The sequence below is a fragment of the Nannocystis punicea genome (assembly GCF_026965555.1).
Taxonomy (GTDB): domain Bacteria; phylum Myxococcota_A; class Polyangia; order Nannocystales; family Nannocystaceae; genus Nannocystis; species Nannocystis punicea.
Genome location: NZ_CP114040.1, coordinates 7,470,626 through 7,495,131, shown reverse-complemented (window position 1 = coordinate 7,495,131; position 24,506 = coordinate 7,470,626). Strand labels below are relative to the sequence as shown.

Below are 24,506 nucleotides of genomic sequence, written 5' to 3'. Positions count from 1 at the left end.
TTATTCTCCGAGAGCGGCCGGCGAGCGGAAGGCCGGGGTGTGGACGATGGCGTCGATGAGCTCGCCGAGAGTGTGCCGCTCGGCGGTCGCGGCGGCGGCGATCTCGTCGAGGTAGTCGGCGTCGTAGAGGGCGAGCGGCCGACCGGCGGCGTAGGTGAACAGCTTGCGGGTGAGGCAGCCGACGAACACCTCGCTGTCGGCGTAGAGCTCGGCGAGCTCGGCGGCGCCCTCGAAGGTGCGACCGTCGGGGAGCTCGCCGAGGTTGTCGAGGTTCGGATCGATCACGGGCTGGGCGACGCCGTCGTACTCCTCGAGGCCGATGCCGAGGACGTCGAGGAGGGCGTGACAGCCGGCGCAGGTCGGGTCGGACCGGTGCTTCTCCAGCGCCTCGCGCACGGAGCCGGCGCCGCCGAGATCGGGCGGCTCGAACATGAGGCCCGGAGGCGGCGGCGCGACCGGGGTGCAGAGCAGCTTCTCCGACAGCCAGCGCCCGCGACGGATCGGCGAGGAGTGCTCGGCGTCGGAGGTGGCGGTGAGCCAGGCGCCCAGCGACAACAGGCCGCGCCGCTCGCCGTCGCCGACAGGGACGCGCACGAGCTCGCTCGAGCCGACCGGCGGGAGGCCGTAGTGCGTGGCCAGGCGATCGTTGCGCCAGGCGAAGTCGGGGCCCAGAATGGCGGCGACGGGCAGGCCGTTGCTGACGAAGTCGCCGAAGAACCGCTTGGACTCGGCGATCATGGCGGCCCGCACGTCGTCGTCGAAGCCGGGGAACTTGTCGGGGCTGGGGCTGAAGCTCTGGAGGTGCCGCGTCGACAGCCACTGCTCGGCGAAGCCGTCCAGCAGCGCGCCGGCCTTCGGGTCGGCGAGCATGTAGTCGACGGCCTCGGACAGGCCCTCGTCGGTGGCCAGCCGACCCTCGGCGGCCATGTCGAACAGCCGCTGGTCGGGCATCGAGCTCCACAGGAAGTACGACAGCCGGCTGGCGAGGACGTAGTCGTCGAGCCACCCGTCGCTGTCGGCGTCGGCGGCGGTGCGGGCGCGGTAGAAGAACCGCGGCGAGAGCATGACGGCGCGCATGACCAGCCGCAGCGCGTCGTCGGCGGTCTCGCCCTGCTCGCGCAGGCGAGTGAACAGGTCGACGAGCCCGAGCTCGTCGGCCGGCGCGAGCGGGCGCCGCCAGGCGCGGAAGGCGAAGTTCTTGACGATCTGCGCGTAGCAGTCGAGGTCGCCCTCGCCCTGCGGCTCGCACACGTAGAGGCGCGAGCGACCTGGCCCCGGGGCCAGCTCGAGCGAGCGCACGCCGAGGGCGGCGACGAAGATGTTGTTGAAGGTGTTCTCGGCCGGGAGGTTGACCCAGTTGGTCGGGATGACCTCGATGGTGTGGACGCCGGCCGCGAGGGTGATCGGCTGGACGTGCTCGGCGGGGATCGCCGAGCTGCCCTGGACCGCGAACACCGGCAGCGAGACGCCGTTGACCCGCAGCCGCGCCTCGGCGGCCGGGGCCGGGCCGCCGAGACCGGCCCCGGCGCGCAGGACGATCTGCGCCTCGGTGGCCGCGGGCACGCTGACCTGGACGCCGAGGACGTTGCCGGTGAGCGCCCACAGGTCGCCGATCGAGTAGCCAGGGGCCGGCACCGCCAGCTGATCGCCGGTGAAGCTGGCGGCGAAGGCGGGCCGATCGGCGAGGGCGTCGGCGATGACGTCGCGCGCGGCCTTGTCGTAGGCGTCGAGCAGGGCGGCCGAGACGTGCAGCTGCCCCGCCATGTTGTCGAAGCCGCTGGCCTCCGGGTCGGGGCCGAAGGCGTCGGCCGGCCGCAGGCCGGTGCCCAGCAGGTCGCGCACGGTGTTGTTGTATTCGAGCCGGTTGAGCCGGTGCAGCGGCTGCGCCGGCTGCTCGGGGCCGTCGTCGCCGGTGGTGCTGTCGTCCGCTCCGCCAGAGCCGCCCTCGCTGGTGCCGGGGCCGCCGTCGCTGCCGGCCGTGGTGTCGGCCGTGGAGGCCTGGGCGGGGCCGTCGTCGCGGTAACAGCCGAATGTCAGCAGCGCGCCGACGAGGGTCCCCGCGACGATACTGCGGGGGGACGGGCTCGCCGGCGAACGATCGCGCGCGGGCCAGGACAGCAAGGCGAGTGGTGCAGGCATGGACGGCGGCGACGAGGGTGGATCGACCAGACTCGACCATAGCCAGGTGAGAGGCGCCTGAGAAGAGCGAACCACGGTTCACTCGATCGCGTGTTCGCGGGTGAGGCCACCCGTCCGCGGGTGCGGGCGACGCAGCGCAGGGTCGCTCCGCGGGCGTCCCTGGCCATTGTGTGCATGTGTCCCGAAGGACATGCGCGGAGGCGCCGGGCGTGCGGCGCGATACAGGCGCGCAATCGTGGGAGGAGGACAGGTCCGCGGCCGCGCTGCCGGGGGTGAGCCGCGCGGCGGGCGAGGGCCCGAGCATTGCGGGTCCGAAAGGTGAGGCTCGGCCGCGAGGCCGGGGCGTGCTTTCGGTCGAGCCTCGCCGCCTCGCGCACGGAACGCGACCGGTGCGATCCCTGAGCGTCGCACTGGGTGGCTAGCGAGGTCGAGCAGCGAGGCAGGCGGCAAGAATCATGGTTCCCATGAGACATGCACTTGCGAGCGGAGCAGGGCTCACGCGCCGCGCGGCCGGTCACGCCTGGCGACCCCTGGGAGGTCGAGATCACGGCGGGACGACGGGCGCCGGGAGATCATGGGTCTCATGGGACATGCACTGCGACCGGCGGCCGCCGGTGCGTCGGGCGCGTCGCGGGGCGTGGCGAAATCACATGTCTCATGGGACATGTACGTGCGGCCGGCGACGGCCGCTCCTCGCGTGCGGCGATCCCGTGGCCTCGGAGCGTGGCGCGACGCAGGACGGCGCGGAATCACATGTCTCAAGGGACATTCACGGCGCGAGCGGTGCAGGGCATCCGCGGCGCCTCGGCCGACTTGCCGAGGCGGATCTCGACGTCGACGGGCGGCTCGGGGCGGGGGCGGCGTCTGGCCCGGTGGGCACGGGCGCGGGCGACCAGGGGCGGGCCGACGACCGAGGCGGCGGTGGCGGTGGTGGCGGAGGCGGCGGCGATGCCGAGGCCGATCGGGCCGAGCGGGCGGCAGCCGAACAGGTGGCTGAGGCCGGGGGTCTCGACGACCGCGAGCATGAGGGCGAGCGAGCCCACGCTGGTGACGACGACCGCGCGGCTCAGCTTGCCGGCGACGAGGGTCTGGCCGAGCTGGCTGCCGACGAGGGCCAGCAGGCCGACGGTCGAGGCGCCGCGGCGGCCGCCCGGGAGCACGTGCGCGGCCATCCACGCCGCTCCGGCGCCGCCGGCGGTGGTGATCGCCCGCAGGGTGATGTCGCGGTCGAGGGCCTCGCCGAGGGCGACTTCTGGCCCTTCGGACAGGAGGTGACGCAGGCTCTCCGGCGCGGGCGGGCGCAGGGCGATCGCCATGGTCGGGGCGACGTCGGTGAGGAGGTTGATGAGCAGCAGCTGGCGGGCGTTGAGCGGGGCGCCGCCGAACAGGCCGGAGACCAGCGAGAAGCCGATCTCGCCGAGGTTGCCGCCGGTGAGGATGGCGACCGCGTCGCGCACGGCCGACCACATGGCCCGGCCCTCGGCGATGGCGTCGACGATGGTGTCGATGCGCTCGTCGACGACCAGCAGGTCGGCGGCGTCGCGCGCGGCCAGGGTGGCGCGCGCGCCGAGAGCGATGCCGACGTCGGCGAGGCGGATCGCGGCGGCGTCGTTGGCCCCGTCGCCGGTCATGCCGACGACCCGCCCGGCGGCCTGCAGGGCCTTGACGATCCGCACCTTGTGCGCCGGGGTGGCGCGGGCGATCACGCCGATGTCCGGGAGGGCGGCGTCGAGTGCTTCATCGGACATGTCCTCGAGTTCAGGTCCGGTGAGGATCCGGCGCCCGCCCAGGAGGCCGAGCTGATCGGCGATCCGGCGGGCGGTCCGCGGGTGGTCGCCGGTGATCATGATGAGGTCGACGCGGGCCTCCTGCAGGCGCGCGATGGCGTCGGCCGCGGAGGCGCGCGGGGGGTCGCTGAGGAGGATGAAGCCGCAGAAGCGCAGGCGATCGATGCGGGCGTCGTCGAGGTCGCGCTCCTCGCTGGCCGGCCGCTCGGCCAGCGCGAGCACCCGCAGGCCCTCGCCGGCGAGGTCCTCGGCGCGCGCGAGGACGACGGCGCGCTGGTCCTCGGGCAGGTCGCAGCGGCGCAGGACGACCTCCGGCGCGCCCTTGACGGTGAGCCGCAGGCCGGCGTCGGTGGTCCCGAGGACCGCGTGGTAGCCCCGACCTGGCTCGAAGGGCATCTCGTGCAGGCGCTGCCAGCCGGGCACGCCCTGCTCGGGGACGATGCCGGCCCGTCGCCCGCCGTCGACGACCGCGCGGTCGGTCGGGTGCGGCAGGACGTCGCGACCGTTGGTGGGCGGGGAGGCGCGCAGGGCCGCGGCCAGCAGGGCGCGAGCCCACTCGGGCGGCTCGCCGTCGTCGAGGGCGACGATGTGCTCGCCGTCGGCGAGGCCGTGGAGGAGGATCTGGCCCTCGGTGAGGGTGCCGGTCTTGTCGGCGCAGAGGACGTCGAGCCGGCCGAGCGCCTCGACGGTCCGCGGGTTGCGGACCAGCGCGCCGCGCTCCGACAGCCGCCGCGAGGCCGCCAGCTGGGCGACGGTGGCGAGCAGCGGCAGACCCTCGGGCACGGCGGCGATCGTCATGCTGATGCCGAGGTCGATGAGGCTGTGGATGTCTTGATGGCGGAACAGGCCGGCGCCGACGAGCAGGGCGCCGCTGAGGCCGGCGATCGGGAGGGTGCTCTCGGTCAGCTTGCGCAGGCGCGCCTCGACGCCGGTCTCGGGGCTGAGCTCGCGCAGGGCGAACAGGCCGCGCCGCGCCTCGGTGTCGGGGCCGATGGCGACGACGACGGCGCGCGCGACCCCGGCCGCGATCGCGGTGCCCTCGTACAGCATGCTGCTGCGGTCGGCGATCGCGGCGGCGTAGGAGGGCGCGGGGTCCTTGGCGATCGGCAGCGACTCGCCGGTGAGGCTCGACTCGTCGACCTCGAGGTCGTCGGCGGCGAGGAGGCGACAGTCGGCCGGGACGACCTCGCCGGCGTGCAGCTCGATGATGTCGCCCTCGACCAGCTCGTCGCCCGGGATCGGGCCCAGGTGGCCGCCGCGGAGGGCCCGGACGGCCGGGCGCTCGCGGTCGGCGAGGGCGGCGATGGCCCCCTCGGCCTGGTAGCGCTCGGCGCCGCCGATGACCGCGTTGAAGCCGAACACCGCGGTGATGAGGCCGGCGTCGAGGAACGAGCCGGTGACGGCCGAGAGCGCGGCGCCGGTGACGAGCACGGGGGTCAGCGGGTTGACGATCTCGTGGGCGACGGCCCGCGCGAGGCGGACCGGACGCGACGCCAGCCGCGGCGGCTCGCGCCGGCGCTCCCGCGCCAGCGCGTCGGACAGGCCGGCGTCGAGGCTGGCGCCCAGGCGCGCGAGCACGAGGTCGGGCGGGAGCCGGTGCCACGGGGTCGGGTCGACGGCGGGCGGCGGCGGTCGCCTGGCCAAAAGGACAGCTCGTCGGAGGCCGTTGGCGAGGGCGACCACGCTGGCGGCGTAGGTGGCGAGCATGACCTGCTGCGGCCGGGTCTTCTTGAGCCCGCCGAGCGCGAGCGCGGCCCCGAGGGCGGCGCCGACGCCGGCGAGGACGACGCTCTGCTCGGCGACCTGGCGGGCGGCCATGCAGGCGTCGACGAGGAAGGTGGCGTCGGCGAGGTCGTCGCGCAGGAGGATGTCGGCGGTCCACGGCGGGTCGGTCGGATCGAGGGCGAGGCCGAGGCCGACGTCGGCGGCGGCGAGGGCGACGCGATCGCACGGCGAGAGCACGGCGACGACGCGTCCGTGGCGTTGCAGGCCGTCGACTGCGTCGACCAGGTGCGCCGGGCCGACGCGCTCGTGCGCGGTCAGGACGCGCGCCAGCGCCGGGTCGTCGCAGGCGAGCACGAAGTGCAGGCGCGAGTGACGGATCGCCGCCAGCAGGGCGTCGGCGCCGCGGCGCAGGGCCGGCCGCAGGTGGACGACCGCGACCGGCTCGCCGCGGCGGGCGAGCAGCAGCGAGTCACCCGTCCAGGCGTCGACTGCGGCGCGCAGCGGGCCGCCCCAGTCGGGCGGGGCGAGGGCGGCGGGCGGGCCGATCGACCAGTCCTCGTGGACATGTACCGAAGACCAGTCGTCCTCGCTGAACAACATGCCGGCGTGGTGGACGACCGGCTCGCGGACGACGCCGGGGCCGGGGACGATGCCGGCCATGGTGCGGGCGTCGGTGAGGATGGCGCGGGCGTCGACGACGAGGGTGTCGACGCGGTCGAGCAGGCGCACGGCGGCGTTGCGCAGGACCAGGCAGCGGCGGCGGCCGAGGGCGACGCCGAGCTCGGCGGCGAAGATCGTGCGGCCGTAGAAGGCGGCCTTCGGCAGGCCGCCGAACAGCGGGGTGAGGGCGGACTCGAGGTTGTGGGTGTCGGCGATGCCGACGACGAAGCCGCCCAGCGAGGCGAACAGGGCGTCGTCGGCGTAGCGCTCGATGATGCTGTCTGGCAGCGGCACCGGCCGCTCGCGCGCGGGCACCGGGGCCAGCCGCGTGGGCGCCCGCGGGTCGCCGCACAGCTCCGGCTCGCGCTCGGTCCAGGCGGCGGCGCGGGCCCGCTCGGCCCGCAGCTTGACGGTCTGCACGACCATGTCGACGAGCAGGCCGATCGGCCCGACGCCGACGGCCTGGACCACCGCGTTGGTGATGCCGACGCCGACCTCGGTGGCGGCGGCGCCGAGTCGATCGACCAGCAACTTGCGCAGCCGCGGGGTGTTGTCGACGACGGTCATCAGCGCGGCGAGGTCGAAGCCGGCCCGCGTCGGGGCGAAGTCGACGATCCGCAGGGCGCTGCCGAGGACCACGCCGAAGGCGTCGGCCCCGAGGTCGACGGCCTTGCGCAGCAGCGGCTCGCGATCGCCGGGGTAGTCGGGGATGATCTCGGCGAACGGGAGGTCGTGCAGGCCGAGGCGCAGCTCGATGGCGTCGACGATCCGCGCCAGGGTCTCGGGCGTCCAGACGTTCGCGTCGTAGTCGAGGATGGCGCGGCCGACGAGGCCGTTGATCCGCACGGCCCCGACGCCGCCGAGCCCCTCGAAGGTGGCCTCGACGGCGTCGGCGAACCGCACGAAGTCGGCCTCGTCGAGCGACCGCAGCTCGATGTGGGCCCGCGCGCCGTCGGTCCAGGTCCGCCGATGGCGATGACCGAACAGGTTGATCGCGGTGCGCAGCCACGACGGCGAGCGCAGCGGCGGGATCGAGGCGAGGCGGTCGAACAGGCCCACACGCGAAAGATGGGCCCACTCGGCCGCGGCGCGGGGAATTTCGCGGCGCGGCGGCGGGGCCTCGCAGGTGCTGCGGCGCGGTCGGCTCGCGTCGGACAGGGTCGCCGCACGCGCGGCGAGCTCGACGGGGTGATGCCAGCGGGCTCGAGGGCGACATGGAACATGGCCTTTCGGATATGCGCCGCGCCGAGGTGCGGCTGTCCCTCGGGACATGCGTCACTTCGGGTCGAACCAGCGGCCGGGCACTCGGCGTCGAAGCGCACGTCTCGCCGGCGCAGGCGTACCCCTCGGGCTCGCCTTTGAGGACCCACCATTGCCGGCTGTCGTCGCACTCGAGCGGCTCGAGGCGGTCGAGCAGCGACGAATACGCCCCGGCACACGAAGCGCCGAGGTCGACGGATTCGGAGTGGCGGTCGACACGAGCATCCGCGCAGGACCGGGCGCGGCGATGCACGTCGCGACGATGCCTGCACCGGCGACTGCTTCGCGGCGCAGGGGCGGCGACGGGCCCCGGCAGCCGACGACCGCCTGCATGGTCGGAGCCGTTCGCGTCGGCAGAGGCGCCCGCGGCGGGCGATCGCGCCGGGGGAGGGCGGCGCGGCAGGCCGCGCCGCGCGCTCGCGGTCGCGCCGTGATCTGGCCTTCAGGGCAGGCGGCGCGGATCGGCCATGGCCTTCGGGACAGCTCAAGGCTGCCGGCGCCCGTCGAGATGTCCGAGAGGACAGGTGAATCGTGGATGTCCCTGGGGACATGTCCCATGTCGTCCACGCGCGCGGCCTGCGGCCCGCGGGTGAGGGTTCTCGGCGACTCGTTGACAGGCCCGGGAGCCGGCGGGAACCATGTTCCCCATGGCGGCGAGGCGGAAGCGGACGAGGGCGAGCTGGGCGCTGGGGTTCGGGCTGGCGGCGTGCGGCGGCGATCCGGCGGCAGGGACCGAGGGGGCGACGACGACGGAGGCGGCCACGGGCGATGCGTCGACGATGTCCACCGGCACGAGCGGCGAGGCGACGACGAGCGGGGTGGTGCCGACGACGGGCGAGGCGACGGCGAGCGGCGGAGAGACGAATGGGACGACGACGACGGACCCGACGCTGACGACGGGCGAGCCGACCACCGCGGCGACGACGGGCGAGCCGGGTCCGGAGCTCGGGCCGCCGGTGCTGCGGATCAACGTCGGGGGGCCGGCGGTCGGCGAGTTCCTGGCCGACGACGGGCCGGAGTCGCCGTACCGCGCCAGCCCGGACACGCAGGTGTTCGCCGCCGACGCGGTGGTCGCCGGCCCGAGCGTGCCGGCCGAGCTGCGAGGTGCTCGCCAGCGGGCGCGTCGAGCCGCCCGAGCTGATGGGCGGGACGGGGCAGCTGCGCTACAGCGTGCCGATCCTGCCGGGGTCGTATCAATTGCGGCTCCACTTCTCGGGGCCGTCGCAGGGGTCGGGGACGCGGCTGGTGCAGCTGTGGATCGACGGGGCGACGGTCGGCGAGCCGATCGACGTGTCGGCGCTGACGGCCGGCGATTCGAGCGGGTCGGTGACGTTCGCGATCACCGCCGACGAGTGGCTCGACGTCGAGCTGGTGCGCGCGCCGGGCAGCGAGATGCCGCTGCTGTCGGCGCTCGAGCTGTTCGGCGAGGGCGGGCTGCGCGACGGGCCGGCGGGGGTGGTCCGGCACATCGCGCCCGCAGGCGGCGGCAGCGGCGACAGCGTCGACGACGCGGCCGGGCTCGGCCAGCTGCCGGCGCTGATCGCCGCGTCGGCGCCGGGCGACGAGGTGTGGATCCACGCCGGCGATTACGAGGTCGGCGGCGAGCTGTTCATCACCAGCGGCGGCACTGCCGAGGCGCCGATCGTGGTCCGCGGCGTCGGGGCGGACTGGCACTCGCCGGGGCGGCCGCGGATCGTCGGCACGCGCGCCAACCCGTGGACGGCCGAGGGGGCGATCGGCGGGACGGTGTTCCGCCTGAGCGGCGGGGCCGACCACCTGCACTTCGTCAACCTCGGCTTCGCCGACCAGGGCAACGGCTGCTGGCGCGTGGCCGAGCCGATCAGCGGACTCTTGCTCGACAACATCGTCGCCACCAACGTGCATCGCCTGCTCGAGGACTACGTCGGCGGCGGCCAGACCGACGCGTCGATCACCGGCCTGGTGATGAAGGACGTGTCGGTCCGCGGCTACGCCCGCGCGGTCGCCCGCCTGCAGTACCAGACGAACGAGGTCCTGCTCGAGGACGTGTTCGGCGACTCGGAGGCGCAGCCGTTCGAGTCGTTCTCGACCGGGGTGACCCTGTACGAGGAGGCGCACCACGTGACGCTGCGGCGGGCGGTGATGCTGAACCACCGGCAGGTCGACGTCGAGGGCTACTGGAACGCCGACGGCTTCTCGACCGAGCGCGACAACCACGCGATCCGCTTCGAGGACACGTATGCGGCCGGCAACACCGACGGCGGCTACGACCTCAAGTCGACCGACACGACGCTGGTGCGCGCGGTCGCGGCCGACAACAAGCGCAACTTCCGGCTGTGGGGCCAGATCGCGCTCGAGCAGTGCGTCGGCCTCGATCCGCACAAGCGCGGCGGCTCGGGCACGCAGGCGCAGGTCCACGGCAACCCGCAGGGGGAGTTCACGGTCACCGACTCGCGCTTCGTCGACGACGACCCCGACACGATCGTGTTCGACCTCGACGACGACGCCGCCGGGACGGTGGTCGGCGGCTGCGTCGAGCACCACCCCGACGCGAGCTACCAGACGGTCGAGCCGGCCGCCAGCCTGATGCTCACGGACGTCGCCGATGGCTGCTGAGGGAGAGAGGGTCGCAGGGACATGTCCTTAAGGACCTGCCCGAACGGGCATGCTTCTTGGGATATGTCCCAGAAGGCAGGCGCCTCGGACCTCGACGGTGCGGGGCGAAGCAGCGGTCTTGAGGGCGTCGACCCGCGGCTGACGTGTCCCTGAGGTCAGGCGCCTCGACGATGCGAGCCTGGACCGGGGCGAGGCAGCGGGTCTTGAGGGCCTGGGCCCGCGGCTGACGTGTCCTTGAAGTCAGGCGCCTCGACGATGCGAGCCTGGACCGGGGCGAGGCAGCGGATCTTGAGGGCCTCGCCCGCGGCTGACGTGTCCTTGAAGTCAGGCGCTTCAGACCTCGACGATGCGGCCCTGGACCGGGGCGAAGCAGCGGATCTTGAGGGCGTCGGCGTCGGCCCGCGGCTCGGCGGCGAGCGGGGCCTCGGAGATCAGCCAGACCTGGCCCTCGGGGAAGGAGGCGTCCGCGAGGCGCTTGCGGGCGTCGCCGGCGAGGGCGCTGAGCTGGTGGTCGTCGAGCTCGGCGCCCCGGGCGGCGCACAGGACGGCCAGCGCGGGGGCGCTGCGGTCGAGGCGGCGGCCGACCACGAAGGAGGCGATGCTCAGGCCGCCGAGGGTGTAGCCGGCGATGGCTCGCACCGAGGCGGCCGGCGCCGGCTGACCCTCGGCCTTGGCCGGGCGTGCGCCGGCCATGAGCGCCATCGAGGCGGCGAACAGGCCGACCAGGCCGCCGAACTTGAGGCCGAGCGCGGCCTTTCGCGGGACACGGGCGCGGACCTCGTCGACGGCCGGTGCGACGGGCTTCGGCTCACCCTCGACCCGGACGCCCGCCTGGGAATAGAGCCAAGGGACGCAGCGCTCGCCAGAGAAGGTCTTCGACATGACAGCAGGTCTAGCAGGTCCTGCCGCCCTGCTGACCTTTCATGCGCGACAGCACGCCGCGGTGCACGAAGCGGCGAGCACTGCCGGCCATGGCGAGCTCGGCCGGCTCGCGGCGCCGGGGCCGGCGCGCAGAACATTGCTTCACTGGAGAGGGTCGCGCGCGTCGGGCGAGCCGGCCGCCGGCGGGACGTGGGAGGACGGCGCGTCCCCTGGGGACAGGTCACGGCGATCGCCACGGGCCGACGGCGCGAGGGCCGGCGAGGGGGCCGCCGCCCCGCGGCGGGCCCGAGTTGGGCCCGCCGCTCCCGCTGCCCGCGGGTGAGCGGAGTCGGCGACCTCGACGGCGACGGGCGCGTCGACGGGGTCGCGCAGGACGGGTGCTCACGGCCGACGAGGGCGGGGCGGCCGAGCCCTGAATGCCTCCGAGGATGTCCTGGGAGACATGTCGATGAGGTCATGCAATGACATGGCGCCTCGGACAGGTCGACGTCGGCACAGTCAGGCCCGACGAGCGCTCGCTCCCGGGTCCTGGAGACATGGCACTTCGGACAGGTCGATACCGGCGCCTCCAGACCTCGGTGAGCGCGTGTTCCTGATGGCATGGCGCTTCGGACAGGTAGACGTGGGCGCCGTCAGACCCCGGCGAGCGCGCGCTCCTGATGACATGGCACTTCGGACAGGTGGACGTCGGCGCCGTCAGACCTCGGCGAGCGCGTGCTCCTGATGGCATGTCACTTCGGACAGGTCGACGTCGGCCCTCGTCAGGCTCCGGCGAGCGCGTGCTCGAGGGTCTGATGACATGGCACTTCGGACAGGTCGATGCCGGCCCTCGTCAGGCTCCGGCGAGCGCGTGCTCGAGGGTCTGATGACATGGCACTTCGGACAGGTCGATGCCGGCGCCGACGATCGCCCTGGCGAGGGCGGGCGGGACGCCGCTGAGCGCCGGGGCGACGCCCTGGAGGCGCAGGACGCGGACGATCCGCAGCACGGCGGCGGCGACGTCCGGGTCGTCGACGGCGGCGCCCGTGAGGTCGAGGACGACGCGGTCGACGCGGCCGCGCCCGGTGTGGTCGAGCAGGGCGGCGAGGGCGAGGTCGACGCGGCGGCGGTCGAGGGCGCCGATCAGGGGCAGGGCGAGGACGCCGGCGCCGACGCGGATCACGGGCGCGGCCAGGCGCAGGAGGGCGTCGGCCTGCTCGGCGATCTGCTGGCGGTTGCGCTCGAGCTCGGCGAGGTGGGCGCGGCGCTCGGTGATGTCGGCCTGGGTGACGAGCAGCGCCGGTGCGCCGGTGATCGGGTCGAGGGTGCTGCGAACCGTGGTGTCGTACCAGCGCTCGCCGGTCCGCGTGCGGAGCTCGACGTCGAGCCGCTGCGGGCCGGCGTCGAGGCGGCGGCGCAGCGCGTGGGCCTGGGCCGGATCGACGAAGCCGGTCGCGAAGGCGTCGCCCGCCGGCAGATCGCCGAGCGCCGCGACCGCGGCGGGGTTGCGCATCAGGACCTCGCCGGCCTCGCTGTAGAGCGAGACGAGCTCGCCGAGGTAGCGCAGGGCCTCGATGCCGCGGCGATCCTGCAGCTCGGCCTCGCCCTCGCCGAGCACGCGGGCCTCGACGAGCATGCCGAGCCGACCCGGTTCGCCGCGGTGCTCGGCGATCCGGATGCCCTGCTGCCGGCACTCGGCGACGAACGGCCTGGTGTGCTCGGGGTAGAGGGTCCAGCGATCGACGGCCCGCTCGCCGCGCTCGAAGCGGGCCCGCAGGGCGTCGAGGCGGAGCCGCGAGGTCGGCGAGGGCGACGGGCTCGCCGCGCTGTCGGCCAGCAGCCGCTCGCGGTCGACGGCGCCCCACATCGGCACGCACGCGAGGTTGGCCCACCACTGGTGGCCGCGCTCGAGATCGACGATCCACACCGGCGTGCTCAGGACGTCGAACATGGCCAGATCCTCGGGGACGTAGACGGAGTCGGTGGCCATGCGGCGGTGTGTGCGGGAGGCTAGCGCGTCCGCGGGCCGTCCCGTGGGGTCTGCGGGGGCGTACCGGGGAGCTCCCGTGCGCGTGCGCGCGGCTCGCCGGGCGTGAACGATACGGTTTGGCGACAGGAGGGCGGAATCGGCGGTGGCCGGGGCTTGGCGCACGGATTGCGGAGAGCCTCGCGGGCGCGCCCGAAGAGCGCGGGAAAGCGAGGGAACGGGGTCCGCGCCGGCGGTCTGCGGCGAATGGCGTGATATGTTGCGGCGATGCGCTTCTCTTATCATTCGCTCGCAATCGTCATCTTCCTCCAGGCCGCGGGTTGCGACGCGCCGGGCGGCCAGGGCGGCGAGACCGACGCGGGCACGACGTCGACCGCCGCCGGGCCGGATCCGTCCGGCGAGGTCGGGACGACGACGACGACCGGCGAGACCTCGACCGGCGAACCGACGACGACCGGCGGGGAGCCGACGACGACGACCGGAGAGCCGACGACGACGACCGGCGGCGACGTCGACATCCTCGAGCAGCTGACTGCGATCGACGGCCTGTGGGTCGACGAATTGCCGACGCCGATCGCGGGCTACCGCCTGTTCACGATGCTCTACGAGCAGCCGGCCGACCACGACGCGCAGGGCGGGCCGAGCTTCAATCAGCGCATGACGCTCCTGCACCGCGACGTCGACGCGCCGCTGGTGATCGTGACCGCGGGGTACAATATCAACACCAAGCAGGCGGCGCTCGGCGAGCCGGCGACGATGGTCGGGGCCAATCAGCTGACCGTGGAGCACCGCTTCTTCGAAGAGTCGCGGCCGAGCATGGCCGACTGGACGAAGCTCGACATCCGCCAGGCGGCCAGCGATCACCACCGGATCGCCGCGGCCCTGCACCCGCTGTACCCGGGCCGCTGGCTGGCCACCGGCGCGAGCAAGGGCGGGCTGGCGGCGCTGTACTTCCGCCGGTTCTTTCCGGACGACGTCGACGGCACGATCGCCTACGTCGCGCCCTACAGCCGCGAGGAGTCCGACCCTCGCTATGGGGATTTCCTCGCCACGGTCGGCGACGAGGCCTGCCGTCAGGCGCTGCGCGACGTGCAGCGCGAGGTGCTGCTGCGGCGGTCGGCGATGCTGGAGCGCATGGCCGCGGTGGACGCGACCTACACGCTGTTCGGCGTCGACGAGGTGCTCGAGACGGCGGCGCTCGACCTGCCGTTCGCGTTCTGGCAGTACCAGTCGGCGAGCCTGTGCGCCTCGGTGCCGACAGCGGTCGCCAGCGACGACGAGGTGTGGGCGTTCCTCAAGAAGGTGAGCGAGCCCAGCTCGGACGCCGACCTGCTGCGGGTCGAACCGTATTACTGGCAGGCGGCGACGCAGCTCGGCGGGGTCCAGTGCGACGAATCGGGGGTCGCCGACCTGCTGCTGTTCCCCGGCTTCAACGAGGCCCGCAACTTCATCGTGCCCGGGCCGGGGAAGACGCCCGGCCCGTACGATCCGGCGGCGGCGCAGGACGTCGCCGATTGGCTGGCCAGCGCGGGCGAGCGGCTGCTGTTCGTGTACGGCGAGAGCGACCCGTGGACGGCCGGGGCGTTCGAGCTGGGCGACGCGGTCGATTCCTACCTGTTCACCGCGCCGGGCACGAACCACGGGGCGCTGATCGCCGATCTGGACGACGCCGACCGGGCGCAGGCGGTCGCGGCCGTGGAGGCGTGGGCGGGCACGCGGGCGCGCAGCGACGGGCTGGTCCGCCCGGCGCCGATCCGCGAGACGCTGCAGCAATTCGGCTGGTGACGGCGCGGATACGCGATCGGTCGTCTTCCAGACCAGGCCCCGGACGTGCCCGGGGTTCTTCGGAGCGAACGCCGGGGGTGTCCTCGACGGCATGAGGTGACATGCCCCAAGGGACAGCCCTTCGGCGAGGATCCAGCGGCCGCGCGGAATCTTCCCCGCAGGCGCGTCGCCCCCTATACTCCGCGGCCCGGCGCTGTCCGGAGCCCCCATGACGAGGAAGCTGAAGATCTTCGGAACGCTCGTATTGCTGGCAGCGCTCGGCGTCGGCGTCGCCCTGTGGGTCCGCCACGAGGCGGTGAACGAGCAGCGCGCCGCATCGGCCAGGGAGGCGGCGTCGCGCGGCACCCAGGCGACCTTGACGGCCGAGGACGCGTGCTGGCTGGCCATCGACTTCTACCACTCCGGCCGCGGCCTCGCCGGTCGCGCTCCGCTCGTCGAGTGCAGCGGGGAGCTCGTCGCCGTCCCGGGCGGCTACAAGCTCACGCGCGTGCTGACGGCGTCGGAATTCATGTCGGGGCAGATGGGCCACGACCTGTGCATCGGCCGCGGGCAGACGTGGGCCGTGCTCGGGGAGGCGTACCAGCTCGACGACTGCCGCTCGCTCCCGGTCGGCAGCGCAGACCCGGCGGCCGACGCGGCGCGCCACGTGCGTGGGCTGGTGGCCGAGGACGTCGCGCGCGCGCGGGCGGCCGTGAAGACCGCCCTGGCTCAGCCCCCGCCGCCCGAGACCTGCGCATCCGCGGCCCCGGCGGACGGCACGGCCCACCTCGACGGCCGGCGCCTGGAGCCCGGAGCGTCGATTCCACCGTGGACGAGCGTGATCCCCCACGACGCGGCCTTCGAGCTGTGCGTCGATCCCGACTCCGCGGATCCGCAGGCAGACTTCGCGTGCAAGCAGCGGCGACCGTGGACGCACGTGATCGTGACGCAAGTGCAGCAGATCGAGCCGCCGCGTCGCCACCCGGACACCAAGGAGTTCTCGGGCGGGCAGGCCGTCGGCGAGCTGTGGCTCGTCGACGTCGCGGCGGCCCGCGCCCTGTGCCGCCGCCCGTTCGCGGCGAAGATGCCGGAACTGGTGCTCGAGGCCTCGGTCGAGACGACCTTCCAGGACGCCGTGCGGCGAGCCGTCGAGGAGGCCGAACTCGGGCTGCGAGCCGGCGCGCAATGACATGTCCCGAGAGACAGGCGAGCGCCGGACGGGCGGTGAGGCGAAGGTGATCCGCTGCGGCGGGTGGGCGCGCGATGAATCGGGGCTCCGCACGTTCGCCGCGGCTCCCTCGCGCGGCGCGACGTGCGAGTGGCCGCGAGGCTCTCGTCGCTCGGTCGGTGAGGCGAAGGTGATCCGCCGCGACGGGTGGGCGCGATGAATCGGGGCTCTGCACGTTCGCCGCAGTTCACTCGCGCGGCGTGACCGCGCGAGTGAACCGGCAGGTCCTCGCTATCGAACACGGCGGCGGCGGGCGAGGCCGCCGAGGAGCAGGAGGCCGAGCGCCCACGGCGGGGTCGCGCCGGCGTCCGAGCGGCAGGCGCAACCGCCCGCGTCGGCCTGGTCGTTGCCGGCGGTGCCGCTGCTGGCGCTGCCGGCCGGGCCCCCCGCGGTCTCGGAGGTGCTCCCGCCGGTGCTCGCGTCGGAGTCGGCGCCCGTCGAATCATGACCGCCGTCGCCACCGCTGGTGGTCGGCGCCTCGCCGGTCGGATCGTCGCCGGTGGTGGCGTCGATCTGGCACTCGGGGTCGCGGCTGTCGGGCGCGCATTGACGATCGTCGAGCTGATAGACCTCGGGCCCGGCGCCCTGGACGAGGATCGGCTTGTCCCACACGGGCGTGCCGAGCGGGATTGCATAGACCTCGGCGGCCGGGACGGTGACGACGGTGCCGAGGTCGAAGTCCCAGTTGTCGGCGACCTCGGGGCTCGGGATGTGGCGGCGGAACTCACCGTCCCTGAGCCACACCTCGGGGATGCCGTCGTCGGCGCGGATCATCTGCGGCGCGGGGTCGATGGCGTTCCACTCGGGGATCGCCAGCAAGGTCGGATCGTCGAGGTGGACGAGCTGCCAGAAGAGGTCGAACTTCCACGCGGCGAGGATGTTCGGGTCGGGGACGTGGCGACGGACGGCCGGCGGCAAGGCCGGCGGGGCGCAGGTGAACGACAGCGGGCTCTGGGCCAGCTGCGGGTTCTGCTGGCCCTCGATGTCGATGCCGTAGACGTGGACCGGGTGGGTGGCGCCGTCGCGCAGGCTGTTCGGGACGGCGAGCTCGTAGCCGTGGGCGCACGAGCCGAGGGCCATGCACAGGTCCTCGCGGTGCAGGTTGGCGGTGGTCGCCACGCTGATGCCGTTGGGATCGCCGGCCGGGGCGTTGAAGTAGACGTGGACGTCGATCGCGGCGTCGGGCGCGTCGGGGTCCTGGGCCCAGCCGTAGACGGTCTCGCAATCGACGGTGTCGAGGTAGCCCTGCGGGGGGATGCTGATGTCGCAGATCCCCCCGCCGGGGCCGCCGCCCCACCACTCCCAGTGCCACGGCTCGCCGGGGACGGTCTCGGTGAACCCGTAGGCGCCGCCGTTGGCGTTGAGCCAGTTGTAGACGCCGGGCGTGGCGGTGTTGATGTCGAGGGCGTGGCCGCTCTGGTGGTTCGAATAGCCGGGCTTGGCCGCCAGGTTGCAATCATTACAGTTGCAATTGACGTAGCAGCCGTAGAGGTACTCCTGCTCGGACATGGTGCGGAAGCCGCTGTTGATGTGCATGTCGACGCCGGCGGCGGCGGCGGCCTCGCGCATGACCCAGTAGGCGTTGGCGGTGAGCTTCTCGACCGGGCGCCCGTCGATGTGGACGACGGTGATCTCGAACGGGTTGCCGCTCATGTAGCCGGTGTCCTTGCTCTCGGCGCAGTCGACCGGCGCGGGGTGCTCGGCGACGTCGGGCGGGGCCGTCAGCTCGCAGACGTCCTGGTGATCGTGCGGCCCGTCGGCGCGCGCGGTGGCGGACGGGGCCACGCACAGGGTGGCGAGTGCGGCGAGTCGGAGCGAGGGCGCGGTCGGCATGGACGCCCACCGTATCACGGGCCCGTCGGGGACGGGCGGGGAACGCGAGGTCCGCAGAACGTGCGCCAAAGATCGGGGGGATGCACCGGCGACTGGGGCCTGTGGGCCGCCGACGCGAGCCGGGGCAATCGTGCGGCCCTGCGCTCACACGAAGGGGAGTTCTCCGATTGTCGGGACCCGACGGCGGGGTCGTGAGGACGCCGGCGCTCGCAGAGGCGGCAGGGACGGCCCGCCGGGGCGGTGAAGAGAGGCGCGGACGACCTGTCTCTTCGGTCCTATCATCGACGCGGGGGCGAAGGGTCGAGTGATGGCATGTCCTTGGGGACATGTACACTCAATCGAGGCTGGAGCGACGCGGCGGACGTAGCGAGCGCGTCGACTTCACGGGGCGGCGAGCAGCGCCTCGAGCGCGTCCCACATGGCGGCGAAGCGATCGCTGTAGAGGGCGGCGCGGAAGTCGGCCTGCTCTCGCCGGTAGACGTCGAGCATCCGCGACTGCGTCCTGGCCGAGTGACCGGCGTTGGCGAGGCGGTCGCAGATCTTCACGAAGGTGGCGACCTCGTGGGCGCGGATGCCCTCGTAGTAGCGCTCGTTGGCCCGCTCCTTGCGGGTGCGCCCCTTCTCGTTGGTCAGGGCGAACGCGACCTCGGCCACGGCCTCGCTGGTGGCCTTCTTGACGTCGTTGTAGGTCTGCCGGGCGTCCTCGATGCTGTCGTGAACCCAGGCGCCGGCGAGGGCGATCGGGCGGTCGGCGTCGTCGAGCAGGTGGAGGAACTCGACCGCGCGATCGACGACCATGCTCAGGTGGCTGGCGTACGGCCGGCCGTCGTAAAGGTGATTGGTCTCCGCGTGGGCGCGGGTGGCGTAGCTCTGGGCCGCCTGCACCAGGGGGTGGAGAAGAAGCTCGCTCATACTTCTCCATACGCCCGGTGGTTCGAGCGATTCAAAGCGGCGCAGGAGGCCGCGTGCGAGTCCAGATCCGTGAGAGACCGCTCGCGGCCCCGAGCGCGCGGGCGTTGCATTCGACGCGGGGCTCCAGGTGGCGGTCGGCGGACCGCGAGGACGACCCGCGGGGTGGCGCCCTCGAAGGATATGTCTCCGAGGACAGGTATGCACTCGCCGATGTCACGGCGACGTGACGGCTCGGCCGGGCGCGGCGGCGTGAGGTTCCGGCTGTCCCTCGGGACATATCGTCGTCGTGGCCCGGGGCCGAGGAGGCCTTCATGGGTGAATGCAGCGGCCGGGGCGCACGACCTTGCGGTCGTTCGTCCGGCGTCGGCGAACGCAGCAGGTGGGGCGCCACTGGCCCCGGGGAGCCAGCGATCGCGCGCTCCGTGTCATACTGGCGGTCATGATTCGGATGCGCGGGATCGGTAGGCTCTGTCTCGTCACCTTCGGCGTCCGGGGGCTGTTCGCCTGTGCGGGGGGCGAGGGGTCCGAGAGCCGCGGCAGCACTGCCACCGAGACGACGGTCGGGGCGATGACTGCCACCGAGGTGACGGCGACGGCTACCGAGGCGTTGACCGGCACCGAGACGATCGGCGGGACGACCCCGACCGAGGGCGGCGGGACCGACTCGATGGGGACCACTGCGGTGGTGCCGACGACCACCGAGGCGGTCACGACCGAGGGGCCGACCGCGACGACCGATCCGACGACCGGCGAGCCGTGCGAGCCGGTCACGTGCTCCGCCGATCTGAAGGGGCTCGAGTGCGACGGGCAGCCGGTGTCGAGCTGCGAGGAGGACTCGTACTGCATCGAGGGCGTGTGCACGCCGCTGGCGCCGTGCGAGGCGGCGGCGCTGCTGCAGGGCAGCGAGGGCTGCGAGTTCTGGGCGGTGAAGACGCAGACGACCAAGACGGGCGGGTGCTTCGCGGTCTTCGTGGCCAACACGTGGGACGAGCCGGTCCACATCGAGGTCGAGTACGACGGCCAGAGCCTCGACGTCGCCGGGTTCACGCGGATCCCCGAGGGCCAGGGCGAGAGCATCAGCTACGCGCCGTACGACCCGGTGGCCGGCCTGCCGGTGGGGCAGGTGGCGCTTGTGTTCCTGTCCCGAGGGACAGGTATCAACCCGGACTGCCCGGCGCCCGCGGGCGTGGCGACGGAGACCGAGGTGGCCGGGACGGGGCGCGGGAAGGGTTTCCGGATCTCGACCGACCGGCCGGTGGCGGCGTATCAGATGTTGCCGTACGGCGGCGGCGCGGTGGCGATCACGTCGGCGACGCTGATGCTGCCGACGAGCGTGTGGGACACCAACTACGTGGTCGTCAACGCCTATGCGCAGAGCGTGGCGGTGCCGGCGGCGCGGCCGTTGTGGGCGGTCGTCGCCGGCGAGGACGGCACCGAGGTGACGATCGATCCGAAGGTCGCCATCGACGGCGGACCGGGCGTCGCCGCCGGCGCGGCCGGGGTGCCGATCAAGTACAACCTCGCCCGTGGTGAGACGATCCAGTTCGCGCAGTCGGCCGAGCTGACGGGCTCGCCGCTGGTCGCCAACAAGCCGGTCGGGGTGTTCGGCGGGGCGAGCTGCTTCAACGTGCCGGTGGATGCGTCGTACTGCGACGGGGCGCACCAGCAGATCCCGCCGATCAAGGCGCTGGGCAGCGCGTACGTGGCGGTGCGCTACAAGAACCGGCTGGCGATGGGCCTGGAGGAGACGCCGCCGTGGCGGCTGGTGGGCACGGTCGACGGGACGACGCTGACGTGGCAGCCGGCCAAGCCGGCGGGGGCGCCCGACACCTTGTCTTTCGGACAGGTCGCCGAATTCACGGCGGCCGGGCCGTTCACGGTCCGCAGCCAGGACAGCGAGCACCCGTTCTACCTGGCCGGGTACATGACCGGCGGGCAGCAGTACGACAACCGCGGCGACCCCGAATGGGTCAACGTGATCCCGTCGGAGCAGTACCTCGATCGCTACGTGTTCTTCACCGACCCGACCTACTCGGAGACCAGTTTGGTGGTGGTGCGGCGCAAGCAGGACGGCGCCTACGCCGACGTGACGCTCGGCTGCGCCGGCGTGCTCGACGGCTGGGCGATGGTCGACGACGAGCACGAGTACACCCGCGTCGACCTGGTGACCGGCAACTTCGAGGACGTCGGCCAGTGCTCGAACGGCCGCCACGAGGTCGCGAGCGCCAACCCGATCGGCGTGACCGTGTGGGGCTGGGGCTCGCCGGAGTCGGTCGAGTTCAACACGCTGAACGTGTCGTACGCGTACCCGGCGGGCGCGGCGCTCCGGCCGATCAACGACGTGACGATCATGCCGCAGTGAGCCTGCGGCCGCGCTCCTGCCCGGTGCTCAATTGAGCAGGCGCCCCGGCGGCCGCGGCGGGCCGGGTTCGCCGCGCGTCCGGGCGAATCGGCCGCGATCGTAGAGGGCCAGGCGGTAGAGGTGGCCGCGCTCGCAGTAGAAGGTGATCGTGCAGTAGCCGTCGCCGTGGATCGAGGCGGGCAGGTCGATCCACGACACGTGAATCGGCAGGCCGTCGAGCTCGGCCAGGCGGTCGCGCACGAGCGGGAGGTCCTCCGCCAGGTCGTCGAGGTCGTGCCAGACGCCGGGCTCGGCGGCGAACAGGCGGGCCAGCAGCGGCTCGTGGCGCCGCTCGCTGACCAGATCGGCGGCGAGGTCCTCGAACAGGAGCTCGGCGTCGGCGGGTTCGTCGGGGTCGTGTTCCGTCAATGGAGCTGCAGGTTCAGGCCCGCGAGGTCGGGGTTGATTTCCGGATTGGTGCCACCCGCCCCGCCGAAGCCGGGCACGCCGGTGGTGCTGTGGTTCGTGCCGTCGACGGCCATGATGCCGGCGAGGCGCGTGCGAGGAGCCGAGGAGCCGCCGCCGGCGTCGCGGTCGTCGTGGGTGCCACCATTGTCGCCGAAACCCCGCGAGTCAGCGGCGAATGGGCCGTCGATCGGAGCGTCGCTCTTTTTGACACAGGAGTCGTTGCATCCGCATTCGCCGGTGAGGGGGGTCGCGATCGACGGCGAAGAAGCCGTCGGGACAGCCGAGATCGCGCACCCCCGGACCGCTGCTCGAGTCGGTCTCGGCGTCGGTGGTCGAGTCGTCGGGGGTCGAGTCGGGGTCGGGGCCGGTGGTCGTGATCCTGGGGTCGTCGACGCCGAGACCGCGGTGGCGGTCGAGGCCGTCGCGCTGCCATCCGCGGTCGACGTCGCGGTCGTCGAGGCGTTGGTGGTCGGTGCGGTGGATGTCGCGGCGCCCGTCGAGCCGGTGATGGCCGAGCTCGTCGTCCGATCGGCGCCGTAAGCCGGCGCCCTGAGCGTCCCATGGACGCGCGGGTCGGCGGAAAAACGGCGTGCTCGGGTCATTGCCGCGCCGATCTTCGGCAGGAGCGGTGCTCGCTTTCAAGGGATGAGAGCGGTCGTCGACCTGTCACCCACGAAAGTCGAGGTCGGGGAGCCGCGGGTGTGCAGCAGCTCGCACACTGCTCGGTGGAGCGTAGCGAAGCCGCCGCTGAGCCGCAATTGGGGCACGTTTTTGTGTCGGGATGTCCCTGTTGACGAGGTGACCTCGAGGGTATGGTCCGCGCCATGCGAGTAAGCATTTGTTCGAAGCGGCAGATCCTTGGTTATTTCCTGAGCGCGGCGCCGGTTGTGCTCCTGAGCGCGTGTCCGAGCACGCCGTCGGCCACGACGGAGGGGACAGAGTCCGATACCGAGACGTCCACGGACACGGATACGACCGGCTCGATGACGAGCGCGCCGGACCCGACCGAGACCGTGCCGACGACCGGGCCGACGACCACAACCGAGGGCACCACCGAGACGACGACGACCGAGCCGGGCACGGACACCGACACCGACACCGACAGCGACACCGATGGGCCGATGCCGGTGTGCGGCGACGGCAACGTCGATGCGGGCGAGGAGTGTGACAACGGGGCCAACAACGGCGACCGCGCGGCCTGCACCTCGGAGTGCAAGGAGAACGTGTGCGGCGACGGCAAGGTCGGCCCCGGCGAGGGCTGCGACGAGGGCCGCGACAACGGCGGCGAGACCTGCTCGGCCGAGTGCAAGGTGCCGAGCTGCGGCGACGGCAACGTCGACCTCAACGAGGAGTGCGACGACGCCAACGCCGAGGACACCGACGAGTGCACCAACGCGTGCACCAGCGCGGTCTGCGGCGACGGCTTCACGCAGGAGGTCAACACGGAGGAGTGCGACGACGGGGCCGGCAACGGCGCCAACGCGATGTGCACCCCCGAGTGCAAGGGCAACGTCTGCGGCGACGGCTTCGCGTGGACCGACGGCGGCGAGGAGTGCGACGCGGGCAAGGACAACGGCTCGGGCCAGTCCTGCCTCGAGGGCTGCGTGCTCAACGTCTGCGGCGACGGCGACGTCGGCCCGGGCGAGACCTGCGACGACGGCAACACGGACGAGGGCGACGGCTGCGGCGCGACCTGCGTCCTCGAGGGCTGCGGCAACGCGGTCGTCGAGGACATGGAGGTCTGCGACGACGGCGCCAACGGCGACCAGGACGACGGCTGCACCGACCTGTGCCAGGAGCCGAAGTGCGGCGACGCGTTCGTCCAGGCCAGCCTGACGGAGCAGTGCGACGACGGGGCCGAGAACAGCAACACCGGCGATTGCACGCTCGAGTGCAAGAACGCCAAGTGCGGCGACGGCCTCATCCACGAGAACGTCGAGCAGTGCGACGACGGGGTCGGCAACGGCGACGACAAGGCGTGCCTGTCGACCTGCGTGACCGCGATCTGCGGCGACGCCAAGGTGCAGGCCGGCGTCGAGCAGTGCGACGACGGCAACGTGGTCAACGAGGACGGCTGCACCAACGTGTGCAAGCTGGCCTCCTGCGGCGACGGCTTCAAGCAGGGCGGCGAGCAGTGCGACGACGGCAACATGGAGTCGACCGACGCCTGCACCAACGCCTGCAAGAACGCGGTCTGCGGCGACGGCTTCGTCCAGCAGGGCGTCGAGGAGTGCGACGACGGCAACCAGAACCTGACCGACGGCTGCGTGGCCATGTGCAAGGCCAACGTGTGCGGCGACGGGCTCATCAACATCGGCGTCGAGCAGTGCGAGGACGGCAACACCGCCGCCGGCGACGGCTGCAGCCCGACCTGCCAGTTCGAGACGCCCAACGAGACCGTCAAGAAGAACGCGCTCAACCAGTCGATCCCCGACGACCTGTACACCGGCACCATCGCGACGATGGCGTGCACCACCATGAACGTCGCCGGCGGCGGCAACGGCACGGTCAAGGACGTGACGCTGCTGATCGGCTTCACCCACCCGTGGATCGGTGACCTGACGATCAAGGTCGTCAACCCGGCCAATCAGGTGGTGACCGTGATGCGCAGCCCGGGCGTGGTCGAGGGCGCCGACGACGGCGGCTTCTGGAACGGCGACTCGTCGAACGCGAACGCCATGTTCCCGCTGTTCTTCCGCGACGCCGGGACCACCGACGCCGAGGCGATGGGCAACACGATCGGCATCGACCTGGTCGTCTGCAAGGACGACTTCCGCTGCGACTACAAGCCGAACCCCGGCAAGGGCCCCGGCGTGAACTTCGCATCGTTCGCCGGCAGCATGGGCGCGGGCAACTGGCAGGTCTGCGTCGGTGACGGCATGGCCGGCGACGCGGGCACCCTGCAGAGCGCCGAGCTCACGGTCGTTTTCAACCCCTGAGCGGCGC

General features: G+C 72.9%; 14 protein-coding genes. 6 read left to right on the top strand and 8 right to left on the bottom strand.

Features of this window, described 5'->3' with window-relative positions; all coding sequences use genetic code 11:
• The 3 genes from O0S08_RS28840 to O0S08_RS28830 form a co-directional block, all read right to left on the bottom strand.
• The gene (locus O0S08_RS28840; protein WP_269032552.1) at positions 1 to 2,139 is read right to left on the bottom strand and encodes a DUF1592 domain-containing protein; all 2,139 of its coding nucleotides are present in this window, start codon (positions 2,137 to 2,139) and stop codon (positions 1 to 3) included.
• Positions 2,140 to 2,897: 758 nt separating this feature from the next.
• The gene (locus O0S08_RS28835) at positions 2,898 to 7,370 is read right to left on the bottom strand and encodes a cation-translocating P-type ATPase (protein WP_269032551.1); all 4,473 of its coding nucleotides are present in this window, start codon (positions 7,368 to 7,370) and stop codon (positions 2,898 to 2,900) included.
• 685 nt (positions 7,371 to 8,055) lie between these two features.
• Positions 8,056 to 8,616 (bottom strand): hypothetical protein, encoded by a 561-nt coding sequence (locus O0S08_RS28830; RefSeq protein WP_269032550.1) that lies wholly within the window; start codon positions 8,614 to 8,616, stop codon positions 8,056 to 8,058.
• A gap of 59 nt (positions 8,617 to 8,675) precedes the next feature.
• Between O0S08_RS28830 and O0S08_RS28825 the strand changes: the two genes are divergently transcribed.
• A complete protein-coding gene (locus tag O0S08_RS28825; RefSeq protein WP_269032549.1) occupies positions 8,676 to 10,166 on the top strand; it encodes a polysaccharide lyase domain-containing protein in 1,491 nt (496 codons plus the stop codon).
• 333 nt (positions 10,167 to 10,499) lie between these two features.
• Here O0S08_RS28825 and O0S08_RS28820 read toward each other — a convergent pair whose 3' ends face one another.
• Both O0S08_RS28820 and O0S08_RS28815 read right to left on the bottom strand, forming a co-directional pair.
• Positions 10,500 to 11,048, bottom strand: coding sequence for a hypothetical protein (locus O0S08_RS28820; protein ID WP_269032548.1), 549 nt, complete (start codon positions 11,046 to 11,048; stop codon positions 10,500 to 10,502).
• 832 nt (positions 11,049 to 11,880) lie between these two features.
• Positions 11,881 to 13,017 carry an STAS domain-containing protein gene (locus tag O0S08_RS28815; RefSeq protein ID WP_269032547.1) on the bottom strand — a complete coding sequence of 379 codons (1,137 nt, stop codon included), beginning with the start codon at positions 13,015 to 13,017 and terminating at the stop codon, positions 11,881 to 11,883.
• A gap of 264 nt (positions 13,018 to 13,281) precedes the next feature.
• Here O0S08_RS28815 and O0S08_RS28810 point away from each other — a divergent pair, with 264 nt between their 5' ends.
• Both O0S08_RS28810 and O0S08_RS28805 read left to right on the top strand, forming a co-directional pair.
• Positions 13,282 to 14,799, top strand: coding sequence for a S28 family serine protease (locus tag O0S08_RS28810; RefSeq protein ID WP_269032546.1), 1,518 nt, complete (start codon positions 13,282 to 13,284; stop codon positions 14,797 to 14,799).
• 208 nt (positions 14,800 to 15,007) lie between these two features.
• A complete protein-coding gene (locus O0S08_RS28805; protein WP_269032545.1) occupies positions 15,008 to 15,967 on the top strand; it encodes a hypothetical protein in 960 nt (319 codons plus the stop codon).
• A 270-nt stretch (positions 15,968 to 16,237) separates the two neighbouring features.
• On the opposite strand, the gene O0S08_RS28800 is transcribed toward O0S08_RS28805, so the two are convergent.
• Positions 16,238 to 17,839, bottom strand: a complete 1,602-nt coding sequence (locus O0S08_RS28800) for a M15 family metallopeptidase (protein ID WP_269032544.1) — start codon at positions 17,837 to 17,839, stop codon at positions 16,238 to 16,240.
• A 381-nt stretch (positions 17,840 to 18,220) separates the two neighbouring features.
• On the bottom strand, positions 18,221 to 18,751 hold the full coding sequence (locus O0S08_RS28795; RefSeq protein WP_269032543.1) for a hypothetical protein: 531 nt from the start codon (positions 18,749 to 18,751) through the stop codon (positions 18,221 to 18,223).
• Between the two features lie 439 nt (positions 18,752 to 19,190).
• On the opposite strand from O0S08_RS28795, the gene O0S08_RS28790 reads away from it, so the two are divergent.
• Positions 19,191 to 21,113: an IgGFc-binding protein gene (locus O0S08_RS28790; RefSeq protein WP_269032542.1), complete on the top strand. Its 1,923-nt coding sequence runs from the start codon at positions 19,191 to 19,193 to the stop codon at positions 21,111 to 21,113.
• A gap of 27 nt (positions 21,114 to 21,140) precedes the next feature.
• Here the strand turns inward: O0S08_RS28790 and O0S08_RS28785 are convergent, their stop codons facing one another.
• Entirely contained in the window at positions 21,141 to 21,521 is a 381-nt protein-coding gene (locus O0S08_RS28785; protein WP_269032541.1) for a hypothetical protein, read from the bottom strand.
• 444 nt (positions 21,522 to 21,965) lie between these two features.
• Here O0S08_RS28785 and O0S08_RS28780 point away from each other — a divergent pair, with 444 nt between their 5' ends.
• Both O0S08_RS28780 and O0S08_RS28775 read left to right on the top strand, forming a co-directional pair.
• The gene (locus O0S08_RS28780) at positions 21,966 to 22,100 is read left to right on the top strand and encodes a hypothetical protein (protein ID WP_269032540.1); all 135 of its coding nucleotides are present in this window, start codon (positions 21,966 to 21,968) and stop codon (positions 22,098 to 22,100) included.
• Positions 22,101 to 22,543: 443 nt separating this feature from the next.
• The gene (locus tag O0S08_RS28775) at positions 22,544 to 24,499 is read left to right on the top strand and encodes a DUF4215 domain-containing protein (RefSeq protein WP_269032539.1); all 1,956 of its coding nucleotides are present in this window, start codon (positions 22,544 to 22,546) and stop codon (positions 24,497 to 24,499) included.
• The last annotated feature ends 7 nt before the right edge of the window (positions 24,500 to 24,506 follow it).